Source organism: Citrobacter sp. Igbk 14 (assembly GCF_028069825.1).
GTDB lineage: Bacteria > Pseudomonadota > Gammaproteobacteria > Enterobacterales > Enterobacteriaceae > Citrobacter.
In genome coordinates, this window is record NZ_JANEWM010000078.1 from 1 (window position 1) to 15,935 (window position 15,935).

The 15,935-nt window shown below is 50.7% G+C and carries 18 protein-coding genes, 1 tRNA gene and 1 riboswitch; of the genes, 9 read left to right on the forward strand and 10 right to left on the reverse strand.

The window, feature by feature from the left end:
- A partial coding sequence (locus tag NNN64_RS20735; RefSeq protein WP_271442609.1) for a fimbrial protein occupies positions 1-828 on the forward strand: 828 nt, incomplete at its 5' end.
- 39 nt (positions 829-867) lie between these two features.
- On the opposite strand, the gene NNN64_RS20740 is transcribed toward NNN64_RS20735, so the two are convergent.
- A complete protein-coding gene (locus NNN64_RS20740; RefSeq protein ID WP_137382311.1) occupies positions 868-1,200 on the reverse strand; it encodes an RcnB family protein in 333 nt (110 codons plus the stop codon).
- 235 nt (positions 1,201-1,435) lie between these two features.
- Positions 1,436-1,531: riboswitch (TPP riboswitch) on the forward strand.
- Between the two features lie 31 nt (positions 1,532-1,562).
- Here NNN64_RS20740 and thiM point away from each other — a divergent pair.
- The 3 genes from thiM to NNN64_RS20755 are packed head-to-tail and all read left to right on the forward strand — an operon-like array spanning position 1,563 to position 3,946.
- Entirely contained in the window at positions 1,563-2,351 is a 789-nt protein-coding gene (thiM, locus tag NNN64_RS20745; protein WP_271442610.1) for a hydroxyethylthiazole kinase, read from the forward strand.
- Positions 2,348-3,148 carry a bifunctional hydroxymethylpyrimidine kinase/phosphomethylpyrimidine kinase gene (gene thiD / locus NNN64_RS20750; protein ID WP_271442611.1) on the forward strand — a complete coding sequence of 267 codons (801 nt, stop codon included), beginning with the start codon at positions 2,348-2,350 and terminating at the stop codon, positions 3,146-3,148. The genes thiM and thiD overlap by 4 nt, the downstream gene beginning before the upstream one ends.
- 51 nt (positions 3,149-3,199) lie before the next feature.
- Positions 3,200-3,946 carry a GntR family transcriptional regulator gene (locus tag NNN64_RS20755; protein ID WP_271442612.1) on the forward strand — a complete coding sequence of 249 codons (747 nt, stop codon included), beginning with the start codon at positions 3,200-3,202 and terminating at the stop codon, positions 3,944-3,946.
- Here the strand turns inward: NNN64_RS20755 and NNN64_RS20760 are convergent.
- The 3 genes from NNN64_RS20760 to NNN64_RS20770 are packed head-to-tail and all read right to left on the reverse strand — an operon-like array spanning position 3,920 to position 7,160.
- Entirely contained in the window at positions 3,920-4,885 is a 966-nt protein-coding gene (locus NNN64_RS20760; RefSeq protein WP_271442613.1) for a PfkB family carbohydrate kinase, read from the reverse strand. The genes NNN64_RS20755 and NNN64_RS20760 overlap by 27 nt on opposite strands.
- Positions 4,882-5,886: an ADP-ribosylglycohydrolase family protein gene (locus NNN64_RS20765; RefSeq protein ID WP_271442614.1), complete on the reverse strand. Its 1,005-nt coding sequence runs from the start codon at positions 5,884-5,886 to the stop codon at positions 4,882-4,884. The genes NNN64_RS20760 and NNN64_RS20765 overlap by 4 nt, the downstream gene beginning before the upstream one ends.
- Positions 5,883-7,160: a nucleoside permease gene (locus NNN64_RS20770; protein ID WP_271442615.1), complete on the reverse strand. Its 1,278-nt coding sequence runs from the start codon at positions 7,158-7,160 to the stop codon at positions 5,883-5,885. Before NNN64_RS20770 ends, NNN64_RS20765 begins: the two co-directional genes overlap by 4 nt.
- A 252-nt stretch (positions 7,161-7,412) precedes the next feature.
- Between NNN64_RS20770 and fbaB the strand changes: the two genes are divergently transcribed.
- Positions 7,413-8,465, forward strand: coding sequence for a class I fructose-bisphosphate aldolase (gene fbaB, locus NNN64_RS20775; protein ID WP_005129139.1), 1,053 nt, complete (start codon positions 7,413-7,415; stop codon positions 8,463-8,465).
- Between the two features lie 21 nt (positions 8,466-8,486).
- Here the strand turns inward: fbaB and yegS are convergent, their stop codons facing one another.
- Positions 8,487-9,386, reverse strand: a complete 900-nt coding sequence (gene yegS, locus NNN64_RS20780) for a lipid kinase YegS (protein WP_271442616.1) — start codon at positions 9,384-9,386, stop codon at positions 8,487-8,489.
- A 651-nt stretch (positions 9,387-10,037) separates the two neighbouring features.
- Positions 10,038-10,125 (reverse strand) — tRNA-Ser (locus NNN64_RS20785).
- Positions 10,126-10,361: 236 nt separating this feature from the next.
- On the opposite strand from NNN64_RS20785, the gene ghrA reads away from it, so the two are divergent.
- The 4 genes from ghrA to NNN64_RS20805 all read left to right on the forward strand — a co-directional run bounded on the left by ghrA (position 10,362) and on the right by NNN64_RS20805 (position 13,316).
- The gene (gene ghrA / locus NNN64_RS20790; RefSeq protein WP_271442617.1) at positions 10,362-11,300 is read left to right on the forward strand and encodes a glyoxylate/hydroxypyruvate reductase GhrA; all 939 of its coding nucleotides are present in this window, start codon (positions 10,362-10,364) and stop codon (positions 11,298-11,300) included.
- A gap of 116 nt (positions 11,301-11,416) precedes the next feature.
- Entirely contained in the window at positions 11,417-12,154 is a 738-nt protein-coding gene (locus NNN64_RS20795) for a phosphatase (protein WP_271442618.1), read from the forward strand.
- A 23-nt stretch (positions 12,155-12,177) separates the two neighbouring features.
- Positions 12,178-12,732, forward strand: coding sequence for a TorD/DmsD family molecular chaperone (locus NNN64_RS20800; protein ID WP_005129133.1), 555 nt, complete (start codon positions 12,178-12,180; stop codon positions 12,730-12,732).
- Between the two features lie 101 nt (positions 12,733-12,833).
- Positions 12,834-13,316: a DUF1097 domain-containing protein gene (locus NNN64_RS20805; RefSeq protein ID WP_271442619.1), complete on the forward strand. Its 483-nt coding sequence runs from the start codon at positions 12,834-12,836 to the stop codon at positions 13,314-13,316.
- Between the two features lie 44 nt (positions 13,317-13,360).
- On the opposite strand, the gene csgG is transcribed toward NNN64_RS20805, so the two are convergent.
- Genes csgG through csgD form a run of 4 tightly spaced genes read right to left on the reverse strand, consistent with a single transcriptional unit; the run spans position 13,361 to position 15,712 of the window.
- Positions 13,361-14,194, reverse strand: coding sequence for a curli production assembly/transport protein CsgG (csgG, locus tag NNN64_RS20810; protein ID WP_005129128.1), 834 nt, complete (start codon positions 14,192-14,194; stop codon positions 13,361-13,363).
- A gap of 25 nt (positions 14,195-14,219) precedes the next feature.
- Positions 14,220-14,633: a curli production assembly/transport protein CsgF gene (csgF, locus tag NNN64_RS20815; RefSeq protein ID WP_005129126.1), complete on the reverse strand. Its 414-nt coding sequence runs from the start codon at positions 14,631-14,633 to the stop codon at positions 14,220-14,222.
- Between the two features lie 25 nt (positions 14,634-14,658).
- Entirely contained in the window at positions 14,659-15,057 is a 399-nt protein-coding gene (csgE, locus tag NNN64_RS20820) for a curli production assembly/transport protein CsgE (protein WP_271442620.1), read from the reverse strand.
- 4 nt (positions 15,058-15,061) lie between these two features.
- Positions 15,062-15,712 carry a biofilm master transcriptional regulator CsgD gene (gene csgD / locus NNN64_RS20825; RefSeq protein ID WP_005129125.1) on the reverse strand — a complete coding sequence of 217 codons (651 nt, stop codon included), beginning with the start codon at positions 15,710-15,712 and terminating at the stop codon, positions 15,062-15,064.
- Positions 15,713-15,935: the final 223 nt, after the last annotated feature.

The window sequence follows — 15,935 nt, forward strand, 5'->3', positions numbered from 1 at the left end:
CCTATGTGTAGAAATTTATTTAACATGGGGTCTGATACCACATTTAAAATAAATTATCCCAGTCAAGCCTATTATGTATACCATGCTGATGGTGGTGACATATATTTGAGAGCTACATTTTCTGCTGACCCTACACTTATCTCGTATGAGAGAACAGACACTTTTACAAAGATGGATATAGGGAAAATAAATAATGCAGTGATTACATTAACCTTTGATGTTGTCTCAAAAGCTACTGGGATAAGTGAAAATGCAAAAAATATAGGTGAAGGTATCCAGATGGATTTTATTCCTGAGAAATGTATTTCTTTAGGATGTTTGGATGAACGCGATAATAGAAATCATTATTATCGCGTGACTTATATCCCACAAATCAAGAAAATGATAAAAACTTGTAGATTTAATGATGGCGTACTTACTGCCCCGGCAATTACGACATCAGATCTGAAGAATAATGCTTCCAGATATCTAAAGCTTGAACCTACATCTGGTAACGTATTTTTTATTTGCAATAAAGGATTGTCCTCTTATTCTTTTAAGTATCATTTTGAGTCGGAGAATATTCAAGGTAATATCCTCAAAAATGAATATGAAAATCAATATGGAGGTGCTGGGGATGTTGGGTTTGAAATCTCACTAAATGGAAGTCAAGCAATTAGTTTTAGTGCAGGGAATAGTTCCAGCTATGATCTTTTGAATTTTAAAGATATCACTCCAGAAGAACAACGTGTTGACTTAAATCTATATGGTAGATATGTTGCATATGGACAAAATATTCGGCCAGGTAAAGTACAAAGTAGAGTTAAAGTTGTTACGGAATACCAGTGATATTTAATTGACGCACCCTTTATATAGGGTGCGTATTTTTTACCGGTGATAAAAAATCTCGCCGTCGTAGGCCTTAATGATCTTAGCATCGGCATCATTGACCAGTACATACGCGCCGCCCATGTAGGTCCAGTGGGTGCCTGCCGTCGGTGCGGGCAGGTTGCGCAGATTCCACTGCTTAATGGTGTATTCTTCGGTGAGATACAGTGGTGGAACCTTGTCACCGGGCTTGAAATGGGTAAAGTCGGCAATGAAACTGCTCAACTCATATTTATCAATACCTGTGGGAGCTGCGGTTGCAGCCGGCGCGGCCCAGACCGCACTGCTTGCGAGCAGTAGTGCACCCAGCAACATTTTCTTCTTCATACCCATCCTCTCTACCTGTTCGGGTCATCAAAATTAGCCCTGTATGATTCCTGGCTAACAGGACATCTGACAAGCACTATTTTGTGATTACTCCAGTCATTTCGTAAAAAGTGTAAATGAAAGTGCAGAAATCCGGCAACCGTGACCCAGCGGTTTCACCGCCAAAGCCTGTTCGGCACCAATTTACATCGTTAATCGCAGGCAGTATCCTGTTGCCGAAACCTGAATATCATATTTGTGTTTCAACGACTCGGGGTGCCCTTCTGGTGAAGGCTGAGAAATACCCGTACCACCTGATCTGGATAATGCCAGCGTAGGGAAGTCTGACACTGCCCGTGTCCCTTCTTCGCGCGGGCAGGAGCTGAACCATGCAGCCTGACCTGCACAGCCGCGCGCTCGCGGCTCACACTTTGCACCAATTTAGAACGCTTTCCCCACTGACACACTGTATGACTAATGACGTTGTGCAGAGTTTTACCGCCAATACGCTACTGGCTTTAGGGGCATCCCCTGCGATGGTGATTGAACCTGAGGAAGCCAGCCAGTTTGCAGTTATTGCCCAGGCGCTACTCATTAATGTTGGGACACTGACTCAGGCGCGAGCAACGGCAATGCGTGCCGCCGTTGAGCAGGCGCAGCAGGCGAAAACCCCCTGGACGCTGGATCCTGTTGCCGTTGGCGCACTGGATTTTCGTCGTCGCTTTTGTCTGGACATACTTGCGCTGCGCCCGGCTGCGATTCGTGGCAACGCGTCAGAAATACTCGCCCTGGCTGGGATGAATGCCGGTGGGCGTGGGGTGGATACCACCGACACCGCATTGGCTGCGCTTCCCGCAGCGAAGGCGCTGGCTCGTCAGGTCGGAGCCATCGTCGCGGTTACCGGGGAAGTGGATTATGTCACTGATGGTCAGCGGACGGTGGGTATTCATGGTGGCGATCCGCTGATGACACGGGTAGTGGGCACCGGATGCGCACTGTCAGCGGTAGTCGCCGCCAGTTGCGCACTGCCCGGTGACCGGCTTGATAACGTCGCTTCCGCCTGTAGCTGGATGAAACAGGCCGGACAAATTGCCACGCAACAATCGACCGGACCGGGCAGTTTTGTCCCGGCATTTCTCGACGCCCTCTATAATCTGAACCCCCAGGAGCACGCATGAAACGGATTAACGCCTTAACCATTGCCGGAACCGATCCGAGCGGTGGCGCAGGAATTCACGCCGACTTAAAAACATTTTCGGCACTCGGCACTTATGGTTGTTCAGTCATCACGGCACTGGTGGCGCAAAATACGCGCGGAGTACAGTCGGTATACCGGATTGAACCCGATTTTGTGGCGGCGCAACTGGACTCGGTACTCAGCGATGTGCGCATCGATACCACCAAAATCGGCATGCTGGCAGAAACCGATATTGTCGAAGCCGTTGCCGAACGTTTACAGCGTCACCGGGTACAAAACGTCGTACTGGATACGGTAATGCTGGCAAAAAGCGGCGATCCGCTGTTGTCTTCCTCTGCGGTTGAAACGCTGCGTACCCGTCTGTTACCGCAAGTGTCGATTATTACCCCTAATCTGCCGGAGGCGGCGGCGTTGCTCGGTGCATCGCATGCCCGAACGGAGCAGGAAATGTTAGAACAGGGGCGTGCGCTGCGTGCGCTGGGCTGTGAGGCGGTATTAATGAAAGGGGGGCATCTGGATGATGCGCAAAGCCCTGACTGGCTCTTTACCCGTGATGGCGAACAGCGTTTCACCGCGCCAAGGGTGGTGACCAAAAATACGCACGGAACAGGTTGTACGCTGTCGGCGGCACTGGCGGCACTGCGTCCACGTCATGTTAACTGGGCTGATACGGTACAGGAAGCTAAGTTGTGGCTCTCTGCGGCGCTGGCGCAGGCGGATACGCTTGAAGTGGGCGAGGGCATTGGTCCGGTGCATCATTTCCACGCGTGGTGGTGATGAGCAGAAATGGTATACTGGCTACAGAAACGGCTGCCAGGAAAAAGATAAATGGAACAAGCGCATACCCAGCTTATCGCGCAACTGAATGAACGTATTTCAGCGGCGGATAACACGCCGCTGTATATGAAATTCGCTCAAACGGTTAAGAACGCTGTGCGCAGTGGGATCCTGGAGCATGGTAATATCCTGCCTGGCGAGCGCGACCTCAGCCAGTTGACCGGCGTTTCACGCATTACGGTACGCAAGGCGATGCAGGCTCTGGAAGAAGAAGGTGTAGTAACACGTGCCCGCGGTTACGGAACGCAAATCAATAACATCTTCGAGTATTCGCTCAAAGAAGCGCGCGGTTTTTCACAACAGGTGGTGTTGCGCGGTAAAAAGCCGGATACGCTGTGGGTGAATAAACGCGTGGTGCCCTGCCCGGACGAAGTGGCTCAGCAGTTAGCTATTGCTGTCGGCAGCGAGGTCTTCCTGCTTAAGCGCATTCGCTATGTTGATGAAGATGCTGTGTCTATTGAAGAATCATGGGTACCCGCCCATCTTATCCATGACGTGGATGCCATTGGCGTTTCACTGTACGACTATTTCCGCAGCCAGCATATCTTTCCACAGCGTACACGCTCACGCGTCAGTGCGCGGATGCCGGACGCAGAGTTCCAGTCACATATCCAGATGGACAGCAAAGTGCCGGTACTGGTGATCAAGCAGGTAGCGCTTGATCAGCAGCAACGGCCTATTGAATACAGTATCAGTTACTGTCGAAGCGACCTATACGTCTTTGTGTGCGAGGAGTAACGCCTCGCGTGAGGGGGCGCAGTCGCCGCCGCGGTGACCCACCACCCAGGATGCTACCGCATTCCCAAGCAGGACGGCATCGCCCAGCGACCAGCCCGATGCCAGCCCGGCCAGCATACCGCCTGCGTGACTGTCTCCCGCACCGATGGTATCAACGACTGTGGTCGGAAAGGCGGGCACGCAACCGGATGTGTGCTCAGTAAAATACCATGCCCCATCTTTATCGTGACGTACCACTACCGGCGCGGCGAAGCGTTGTACCCATTCTGCGCCAAAACCTTCTACATCATGGCTCAATGCAAACCGCTCGGCGGCAATTTCCGCCTCCTGACGATTCAGTGACACCAGCGGGCGGCAGGCCATGATCCGCGCCATCAGAGCATCGGGAATATCACCAATTCGCGGACCAAAGTCGATGAATGGTGTAGCCGTCGTAAGACTCTCCAGCCACCGTACCAGCAATTCACCACAGGGTGAGGCCAACTGATAGCCGGAAAGGTAGACGTAACTCTCGTGCGGGATATTCAGCTGTGCCAGCCAGTCAGCATTCCACTGATTTTCGACGCCACTAAAGGACATAAATGTGCGTTCACCGTCCGGCTCTACCAATGCCAGACACCAGCCGTTATCGCCTTCGGCATTGTCGATCAGGCTGTGCAATCCTTCTTTCGCCATACGGTTGCGGATAATATCGGCCCACACGCCCTGACCCAGCGGTAAAGCATTACTGGCCTCAATGCCCAGACGCTTCAGAGCGACGGCAATGTTGAGCGCACAACCGCCCACGTTCACGCCCTGTTGCTTAAGCTCAATATCACAGCCGCGCCAGGGAAGAGCATACGCATCGGCAATCACATCAATAACCGCCGCACCGACTACCGTTACCGGTCGCTGGCTGTGCAACTGTGGGAGAAGCGTTTGCAGACGCGTTGCACTCATAGCGCCTCCCGTTGCTCGCGCAGTCGCACTAGCGCACTGGCATAGCGGGTGAAATCGAGCTTATTCACCGCATCCAGTTCCTGTTTTAACGTCGGATTAATCGCGCTTATGCCGTGTAGTGCACCACAAATAGCGGTTGCCATTGCCCCGATGGTGTCAGTGTCACCGCCGAGATTCGCACACAGTACGGCACAGCGGTTTGGATCGGTTTGCGCCAGTTCGACCATCGCGATGGCGCAGGGCACGGATTCGATGGTGCTGGTCCCGGCACCAATCACCTGATACAGCTGCTCGCTGGCAGATTCCGCACCGTTGGCCTCGCGAACGATTTTCAATGCCAGTTCAAGGCGGGCGGCGAGCGATGCGCTAAACGTAGTGATCCGTTTTTGCTGAGCGTGGAGGGCAATCGCGGGAAGTGCCCCGACAATCTCAGGCCATGTTCTTCCGTCGATAGCACGAGACACCGCCCAGGCGATGACCACCGCGCCCGCAATCGCTAAATCCGACTTATGTGTCGGACTAGAGGCCAGCGTGATGTCGTCAATAAACGCATCAAGATTGCCTGTCGGTAGCAGGCATCCCAACGGCGACACACGCATAGCAGCCCCATTGGTGACACCGTTGTTTTCCAGCTCAGCAACAGACTTACCGTCGCGGATGGCGTTGAGCGCAATCTTTGAGGTGGGCCCCAGCACGTTTTTATTGAAAGCATCAAAACGTTCAGCCCAGGCGAGGATATTGCGGCCAATAACGTCCGGAACAATCTCTCCATCGCACTCTAACAGAGCATCAGCCAGACACAGTGCCATGGAGGTGTCATCAGTGAACTCCGCTTGGTTAAAGTAACATGCTGCATTATTTTCTTCAGGGCCCGGTAAAAAGCGGTCGATCCAACCAAAGTGTGCCTTAACGCGGGTTCTTGGCCACAGTTCCGACGGCATACCCATCGCATCCCCTAACGCCTGTCCATAAAGAGCACCGAGAATACGTTCTGCTTTCATTTAACTTCCCCTTGTTGCAATGCGATATCGCGGTCGTCCACCTTAATGGCGGTGATTTCTTTGTCTGACTCGCGAAAGAAAATCATAAACAGCACGGCGATAACGGCGATCATGATCGCGCCAAATCCCCACATGCCAGCCCAGTTAAAGGTGAGGCCATCAACCGGCTCTTTATAAGCAAACATTTTTTCCATCATCACCCCACCCAGGCGGTAGCCGAGCAGGCTGCCGAATCCCTGACAGCAGAGAGTGATTAACCCCTGCGCCGCGGTGCGCATGTGCACAGGCGCTTTTTTATCGACATAGATGTAGGCCGTAACGTAGTAGAAATCGTAGCTAACGCCATGTAGCAGAATGCCGAGAAATAGCAGGGCGTAGGTGAAATATTCTTCCGCGCCGCCGTAAACAAAAAATCCGTAACGGATCGCGGCAGTGATAAGACCAAGCAATAATACCTTTTTAATGCCAAAGCGTTTGGTGAAGAACGGCAGTGCCAGCATGAAGAAAATTTCAGAGAACTGGCCCAGCGTCATCCAGCCGGTCGCATTTTTCATCCCAACTTCTGTCAGGTAGCCGTTGGCGAAGATGTAATAGAACGCCAGCGGCATGGCAAACAGAAAAGAGCAGAAGAAAAAGACCAGGAAGTTCTTATCACGCAGCAGGATCAGCGCATCCAGACCCAGCATGACTTTGAAATCCATCTTGCCGGTACTTTTCGGCGGCGTATCTGGTAAAAAGAAAGCAAAGATGCCCAGTAATGCGGAACTTGCGGCTGTAATGAGCAGCGGAATGTTGGTCGGTGAAATGTCGTTATAGCCGAGCATTTGCGGTAAGAAGCCACAAGCCAGGCCGGATGCAATCCAGCCGATCGTGCCCATTACGCGAATGCGTGGAAAATCACGTTCGACATCCGGGACGTTGGCGAAGGCGATACTGTTGGTTAGTGCAATCGTCGGCATATAGGTGAGTGAATACGCCAGCAATAGCGGAAAGAATCCGCCGAACGTCGTCTGCTGCGCTGCAAAATACATCAAAATCGCGCCGACAAACATTAGCACTGCCAGTACTTTTTGCGCAGAGAAAAAGCGGTCAGTGATCGAACCGACGAAGATTGGTGAGAGGATCGCGGCAATGGCGGTACAGGCATAAGACCAGCCAATTTCACCGGCAGTAAAGCCGCTTTTACTCAGCCAGAGCCAAAGCGGCACAAACCAGGCGCCCCAGATAAACCACTCCACAAACATCATGAACGACAGCTTAACTGTAGTTTTCATCTTTAAATCCTTCATGACAGGTAAGGTACGGCTGGATAGTACCATCTGATAATACCTTTTAAATACCTTTATGCTCTGAATTTGACCGCTGTATCATTTTTTGATGCCTGAATCGAGCCAGCGGAAATCGCTGAAAAGTGCGCTAAAGATGGAAAAAATACGCAGTCAGTACCAGACTTATTGCTGCCCGCAACCAGGCGGGTCAGGACAATCCACTTCCGATATCAAATCGGAACTTACGGGAGCATAGCTATGACTGATATTGCGCAGTTGCTTGGCAAAGATGCCGACAACCTCTTACAGCATCGTTGTATGACCATTCCTTCTGACCAACTTTACCTGCCAGGACATGATTACGTCGACCGCGTGATGGTTGACAATAACCGTCCACCCGCCGTGCTGCGTAATATGCAGACGCTGTATAACACCGGACGGCTCGCCGGGACCGGTTATTTGTCGATTCTGCCTGTAGACCAGGGGGTGGAGCATTCTGCTGGGGCATCGTTTGCCGCAAACCCGCTGTATTTTGATCCCAAAAATATTGTTGAGCTGGCGATTGAAGCGGGCTGCAACTGCGTCGCGTCAACCTATGGTGTGCTGGCGTCTGTTTCGCGTCGTTATGCACATCGCATTCCATTCCTTGTGAAAATTAACCATAACGAAACGCTCAGCTACCCGAATACCTTTGACCAGACCCTGTATGCCAGCGTGGAGCAAGCGTTCAATATGGGCGCGGTCGCGGTGGGGGCAACCATTTATTTCGGTTCAGAGGAGTCGCGCCGCCAGATTGAAGAGATTTCTGCGGCCTTTGAACGTGCCCATGAGTTGGGCATGGTGACGGTCCTGTGGGCCTATTTGCGCAACTCTGCGTTTAAGAAAGACGGTGTGGATTATCATGTTTCGGCTGATTTGACCGGGCAGGCAAACCATCTGGCGGCGACTATCGGCGCGGATATCGTTAAACAGAAAATGGCAGAGAATAACGGCGGGTATAAAGCGGTTAACTTCGGCTACACCGATGATCGTGTCTATAGCAAGCTGACCAGTGATAACCCGATTGATCTGGTGCGTTATCAACTGGCGAACTGCTATATGGGACGCGCCGGACTCATTAACTCCGGGGGTGCGGCTGGTGGAGAAACCGATCTCAGCGATGCGGTGCGTACAGCGGTGATTAATAAACGAGCCGGTGGTATGGGGTTAATTCTTGGACGTAAAGCGTTCAAGAAAACCATGGCTGACGGCGTGAAGCTGATTAACGCCGTGCAGGATGTTTATCTGGATAACAAAGTCACGATTGCCTGATGTCAGTAGAGTACCGTCGGATTAGCGCAATAATGGGCAACCCGGCGGTAGCCTGCAACGCAGGGCTGCGGGCAGGATTTCAACATGAAACTCTTGCCCGCTGAGCGGTTCACCATCCAGATTGAAGGTAATTTCATGTGGCGCACGGATATCAAACCATGATGATGCGCCATCGATGATATTCGGATTGTCTTCGGACTGAGTTATCGCCGATAGCAGTGCCGGAATCAGCTCCTCACCGGTAAAGATTCGCAGTTGCAGCAGACCGTCGTTAATGAGCGCGGTTGGGCAAAGTTGCTGTCCGCCACCGGCCTGACGCCCGTTGCCAATACCAATCACCAGCGCATCCCCCTGCCAGTGAAAGTTTTCGCCGCGAATGTCGCAACTGTCTGGCTTCAGCGTATCCATGCGCATTAACCCGTGAATAAAGTACGACACACCGCCCAGGGCGGCTTTGAGTTTCTCCGGTGTTTCGCTGGTGATCCGCGTACCGAACCCTCCGGTCGCCATATTGATAAAGCAGGTTTTATCGTTGACCTGCGCCATATCAATCTCTACCGAGTTCCCGGCAATAGCCAGCTTTAATGCCTTGTCCAGCGCTTCAGGAATGCCAACGCTGGTAGCAAAATCATTTGCCGTTCCCAATGGCAAAATCCCGAGTGCGGGAACATTCTCCCCCTGGCAGTGGATCAGCGCTGTGGATACTTCGTTGATGGTACCGTCACCACCGCCGGCAATCACCGTTGCCACGCCCAATCGGAGCGCTTCATCAACGTAACGTTGCGCGTCACCTTTTTCCCAGGTCACGCGAACATGGATTTCGACACTTTCGTTGCGCAGTTGAGCAATAGCGTCACGCAGGGGAAGGTTATCAGCACTTTTCCCATTCAGGATCAGTAAGCTGGCCGGGAATGCTATCATCCTGTTACCTCACTTTTATCGTTTTAACTAGTGTATGTCAGGAATGCGCTTATGGCGTAGGAACTGACTGAAAGCGAAGACCCATAGACGGGTTCTGAGGGAGATATGGGGGGGTTGACTCGCTTTGCTCGCCCCTACGGGGCAGCCCGTTCGCGATGCTCTCGGTCTGTCCAGCTGGCAACGCCAGCAGTCGAACCCCGGTCGGGGGTTTCTCATCCCCCCGCAGATGTGCAATATGCGAAAAAAAAGCCCGTACTTGCGTACGAGCTCTTTCTCGAATATGGCGGTGAGGGGGGGATTGACTCGCTTCGCTCGCCCCTTTGGGGCAGCCCGTTCGCTGCGCTCCCGGTCTGTCCAACTGGCTGCGCCAGTAGTCGAACCCCGGTCGGGGGTTTCTCATCCCCCCCGCAGATGTGCAACATGCGAAAAAAAAGCCCGTACTTGCGTACGAGCTCTTTCTTGAATATGGCGGTGAGGGGGGGATTGACTCGCTTCGCTCGCCCCTTTGGGGCAGCCCGTTCGCTGCGCTCCCGGTCTGTCCAACTGGCTGCGCCAGTAGTCGAACCCCGGTCGGGGGTTTCTCATCCCCCCCGCAGATGTGCAACATGCGAAAAAAAAGCCCGTACTTGCGTACGAGCTCTTTCTTGAATATGGCGGTGAGGGGGGGATTCGAACCCCCGATACGTTGCCGTATACACACTTTCCAGGCGTGCTCCTTCAGCCACTCGGACACCTCACCATATTGTTGTTCCTGTACTGCTGGAACGGGCGCTAATGTAGGGGAAATACCGCCCCGGCGTCAATCTACTTTTTCAAAAAAACGTGCATTTACACAAACTTCAAGCAACATGGGGCTTAAATGAGCGGGAATTGTTTTTTTTGCCAGCATCCTAAAATTTGCTAATCTGATATTCCCTCGGAAAATGATGATAATAAGTGCGAGAACGTTCCGCATAACAATATTCAGGAGACAGTATGGAAATAATTTTCTATCACCCTACATTTGATACGGCCTGGTGGTTAAAGGCGCTGGCGAAAGCCATCCCTGGCGCTAACGTTCGCGAGTGGAAAGCGGGTGATAACGCCCATGCCGACTATGCGCTGGTCTGGCATCCGCCGGTTGAAATGCTGGCAGGACGAAAATTGAAAGCCGTCTTTGCATTGGGAGCCGGAGTGGACTCCATCCTCAGTAAGCTAAAAGCACACCCGGAGATGCTGGATACCTCGATTCCACTTTTCCGTCTGGAAGATACCGGTATGGGTCTGCAAATGCAGGAGTATGCGGTGAGTCAGGTGTTGCACTGGTTCCGCCGCTTTGATGACTATCAGGCATTAAAAACCCAGGCGAAGTGGCAGCCGTTGCAAGAGTTTACCCGTGATGAATTTACCATCGGAATCATGGGGGCTGGTGTATTAGGGGCTAAAGTGGCAGAGAGTCTGCAGGCATGGGGCTTCCCGTTACGCTGTTGGAGCCGTACTCATAAATCCTGGCCTGGTGTGGAAAGTTTTGCAGGCACCGAAGAGTTGAGTGCGTTTTTAAGCCAGACGCGTGTGCTGATTAATCTTCTGCCCAATACGGCAGAAACGGTGGGCATTATTAATGCCGGGCTGTTGAATCAATTACAGGATGGCGCCTATGTGCTTAACCTGGCGCGTGGCGTTCATCTCAATGAAGACGATCTTCTGGCATCGTTGAATAGCGGAAAACTGAAAGGTGCGATGCTGGATGTTTATAGCCGAGAACCGCTACCGGAAGACAGCCCATTGTGGAAACACCCGCGTGTGGCTATGACGCCGCACATTGCAGCGGTAACGCGCCCGGCGGAAGCGGTGGATTATATCTCTCGTACCATCCTGAACCTGGAAAGTGGAAAAGCGGTTACCGGTCAGGTCGATCGCGTTCGGGGCTATTGATATCAATATCAACCCGGCCCGCGCCGGGTTTCGACTCAATACACCCCGAATTATTTAGGGTATTAAAGGCGGCGATACCTGCTATCCTTGACGGAAAACGACTACAGGAGAGAGTTATGTATCCCGTTGACCTGCATATGCATACCGTTGCCAGCACCCACGCTTACAGCACTTTGAGTGATTATATCGCTGAAGCCCATCGCAAAGGTATCAAACTGTTTGCCATCACCGATCATGGACCTGACATGGCGGATGCGCCACACCACTGGCATTTTATTAACATGCGTATTTGGCCGCGCGTGGCGAACGGCGTGGGGATCCTGCGCGGGATAGAAGCAAACATTAAGAATATTGAAGGTGAGATCGACTGTTCAGGGCCGATGTTTGACTCACTTGATTTGATTATTGCGGGCTTCCATGAGCCGGTTTTTGCCCCTCACGATAAAGAAACCAATACTCAGGCGATGATCGCCACGATGGCAAGTGGCAATGTGCATATTATCAGCCACCCAGGAAATCCCAAATATCCCGTCGATTTCACCGCAATTGCACAGGCGGCGGCAAAATATCAGGTTGCACTGGAAATCAATAATTCCTCATTTTTGCATTCGCGTAAGGGCAGTGAAGATAACTGTCGCGCTGTCGCTGCTGCAGTACGTGACGCTGGTGGCTGGGTTGCCCTGGGTTCAGATTCCCATACCGCATTTACGTTGGGAGAGTTCGGTGAATGCCGTAAGATTCTGGATGATGTGGGCTTCCCGGAAGACCGAATTCTGAACGTTTCACCAAAACGCTTGCTGACGTTTCTGGAATCGCGGGGCATGGAGCCTATCGCGGAATTTGCTGAACTTTAATTGTTACTAACTGGAATATATCAATGAACGAGTTTTCTATCCTGTGCCGTGTACTGGGCTCGCTGTTTTACCGCCAACCGCAGGACCCTTTACTGGTTCCCCTGTTTACCCTGATTAGCGAAGGTAAACTGTCTGCTAACTGGCCACTGGAACAGGATGAGCTGTTGGCCCGTTTGCAGAAAAGCTGTGATATGCCCCAGCTTGCTGCAGATTACAACGCGCTGTTTGTCGGGAAAGAGTGTTCCGTGCCGCCTTATCGTAGCGCCTGGGTAGAAGGGGCGAAGGAAGCAGATGTTCGTGCATTCCTTTCAGCACGTGGAATGCCGCTGGCGGATACACCAGCCGATCATATTGGTACCTTGTTGCTGGCGGCATCCTGGCTTGAAGACCAGTCCGCAGAAGATGAGAGTGAAGCACTGGAAACCTTGTTTGTTGACTACCTGCTTCCCTGGTGCGACACGTTCCTTGGTAAAGTTGAGGCGCATGCGAATACCGCTTTCTGGCGAACTATGGCACCGCTGACGCGCGATGCCATTAGCGCAATGTGGGACGAATTGCAGGAAGATACCGACGAATAAATGTGATTTATATCACTATATACTGCAACGCAATTTATCATCTTGCATAAATTGTGTGCACGATCTCATTACTATGCCGTTTTTCTGCTAAGATGCGCGGCATGAACATACTTCTCTCTATTGCAATCACAACGGGCATTCTCTCCGGACTCTGGGGATGGGTGGCCGTTTCTCTTGGTTTACTCAGTTGGGCTGGCTTCCTGGGCTGTACGGCTTATTTTGCCTGCCCGCAAGGTGGACTGAAAGGGCTGTGGATCTCGGCGTGTACGCTGCTAAGCGGCGTGGTGTGGGCGTTGGTGATTATTAATGGTAGTGCACTTGCTCCGCATATGGACATCCTTGGTTATGTCATAACGGGAATTGTCGCATTTATGATGTGTATCCAGGCAAAGCAATGGTTGCTTTCATTTGTCCCGGGCACGTTTATGGGGGCATGTGCAACATTTGCAGGGCAGGGAGACTGGCAGTTGGTTCTGCCTTCTCTGGGGCTGGGATTGGTGTTTGGCTATGCGATGAAAAACAGCGGTCTGTGGCTGGCATCACGTCGCGAAAATCCGACTTCATCCACACTGACCAGTAAATAAAAAAAAGCGTGAGGCTTCCCTCACGCTTTTTTCTCTGTTTATTATCAGGACTCTGGAGGTACCGACATATGGCGGTATTTGACCAGAATGTCGTTATCAACTTGTTTCTTATCCTGCAAATCCCACAAGCCGCGATCGATACCGTCATTTATCAGGAAGATAACGCCAGTTTCAATGGCTGACATCAGGCAAAGCATGACCGGTTCGTTAGAGGTATAACCAATTTCCCCTTCCAGAAGCCGTTGGTAGTCAATGAAACGGAATACCCCTGCCTGCACTTCATAAGACAGGATGGTTTTACTGGTGTTTACCGAAGAAAGGATCTCACCGGTACTGACGTTAACCACACGCAGGTTTACCGCAATCTGATCGAGTTGGTATTGCGTATCTGCACCAATACCGAAATAACGCGCGCCGACACCACCTGATTTAACGTTGCTTTCATAGCCGATGATTGAACCTTCAACCATTACGTTAGCCGCGGTTAATGATTGCAGCGGAATTCGGTTGTTAATGGCAACCGTGCCGTTTTCCTGTGCCGCACGGATGATTTTCCGTTCGTTCAGTAAGTTCTGTAATCCCTGACGCTCCAGCGGGATGAACCAACGCGAATCTTTCAGTGCGGTAACCAGCATTGCCGTGGCACTTTGCGGTACGGCAGTGGAGAAGTTACTTGCCGGATAAGGTTTAAACTGACCCGTTTCATCCTGGATATTGTAAACCGATACAAAGATTTTACCCGTAGGCATCGGGAGATGCGTCAAGTCTTTGTAACTTTGGGCGCGAGGCATTAATGTCGGTTTAGCGGCTTCTTGCGGTGGGGACGTTAAGCATCCGCTGAGTAAAAATACTGCAACCATTATAAGTAAGCGCTGCATGATTTTTTCCTTTCGTGGCTATGGCTTAGAAATCGGTTGACTGTGTTTGTAAACCCGACACTTCGATCGTCGATGTTTTTCCCGATTTCCTGTCGGTAACATTCAATTGCAGCTGCCCGTCACGGTTAGCGATATCAATGATAAAATCATTGGTCACCATTCTTCCCGGCTTACCGGTATTAATGTTGGTGAGCAGGCCGCCGAGAATTTGTGACTGAATCGCCTGAGTAAAGTTATCCAGCGCTGACGGGGTTTCAATTCCGTAATCGCTATAGCTCGGATCTTTATAGGAGTTCTGCGCCTGAGCGCTGTTCAACAAAAAAGCCCCGTTATTCGGGTTGCCACCAAAGTTTGGGTTTCGGAACTGGAACGTCATGTTTCCGGCCCAACTTAATGGTGAAATTAGCATGAGCAAAACCACTGCATGTTTGACACGCATGAAAGCCTCCGGACAAAATCATGTTTTAGAATTCATCGCGCGCTAAATCGCTCGTGCTTAATAGTGTTTGATCTATTTGCCGGCGATTTAATGCTTCCTCAGTTTGTGCCAATGCGAAGACGACAATTTTGTCGAAGTCTCTTTTCGTGGGGAATAAAAAAGTCTGGAAGATAACGTCCTGATTGACCGTTATGGTGATCCAACTTCCCCAACGCGCACTGGGTCTTTCATTGATAGTTAAATTTCCTGTGTACTCACTTTCCCACTTGTCACTAAATGCACGATAAAAATCATGCCCGATTGAAGAGACAGTGTGATCAGTTAACAGTCCGGGAACCTCCACCTCTACGCTGGTAGCCGCGTGCAGATTCCCGACAGCAAAGAATAAATTTGCTGCCACAATCCAGGTCAGATAGCGTTTCATGGCTTTATCGCCTGAGGTTATCATTGGCCCATGAGACCGCCTGCGTACGATTTTTAACAGCTATCTTTTTGAAAAGATTATAAAGATGTGTTTTTACCGTATTTTCACTGATAAATAGTGAGCGAGCGATTTCAATATTTGAGGCGCCGATACGCAATTTATTAAGTATTTCTTTTTCACGGTGTGTCAGTAACGCCGACTCCGTGCTGTTATAACGATAATTTCCAGAATGCGTGATCAGATAACTGGCAAGCTTTTGCGTGAAGTAACATTCACCGCGTAAGACACCCTGCAAGCCGCTAACGACACGCTGTTCGTCTTCAGTTGCGTAAAACACGCCATTGATATGTGGCCAGTTTTCGATATCCCGATAAGGGTAGTCATCAGGAGTGTTCAACAATAACGTCTTTATATTGTTGTTTTTTCTGCTCAAATTATCTTGCCAGTAATGGATCAGTTTTTTATCTGCCTCCATCATATCCAGTAAAACAATGCAGCTGGAGGAAATATCATCCAGAGAACGTTGAATATTATGTAGTTTTCCGGTTAGCGCCAGTGATTGTTTTAAATGTTGTAATAATGCAGTTGCCTGCAAAGAAGGTTTCGTGATCAACAATAATGTATGACCATGAATGCTATGGACTTCATTAAACATGATGAAACTCCACTTTTTAGTCGCACACCTGACAGCTGTCTCTACTAAAATAGAGGCACCAGAAGTACTGACAGATGTTGCACTGCTGCGTAGAAATAAAATATCGACCCAAAGGGGTGAAAATATTAAAACAAATGGACTTCAACTGATTTCAATCTAGCTATTACAAATCTTAAAGCAAGTGTTAAACATGTAACAAGATGTAAAATTATATATTTAAATG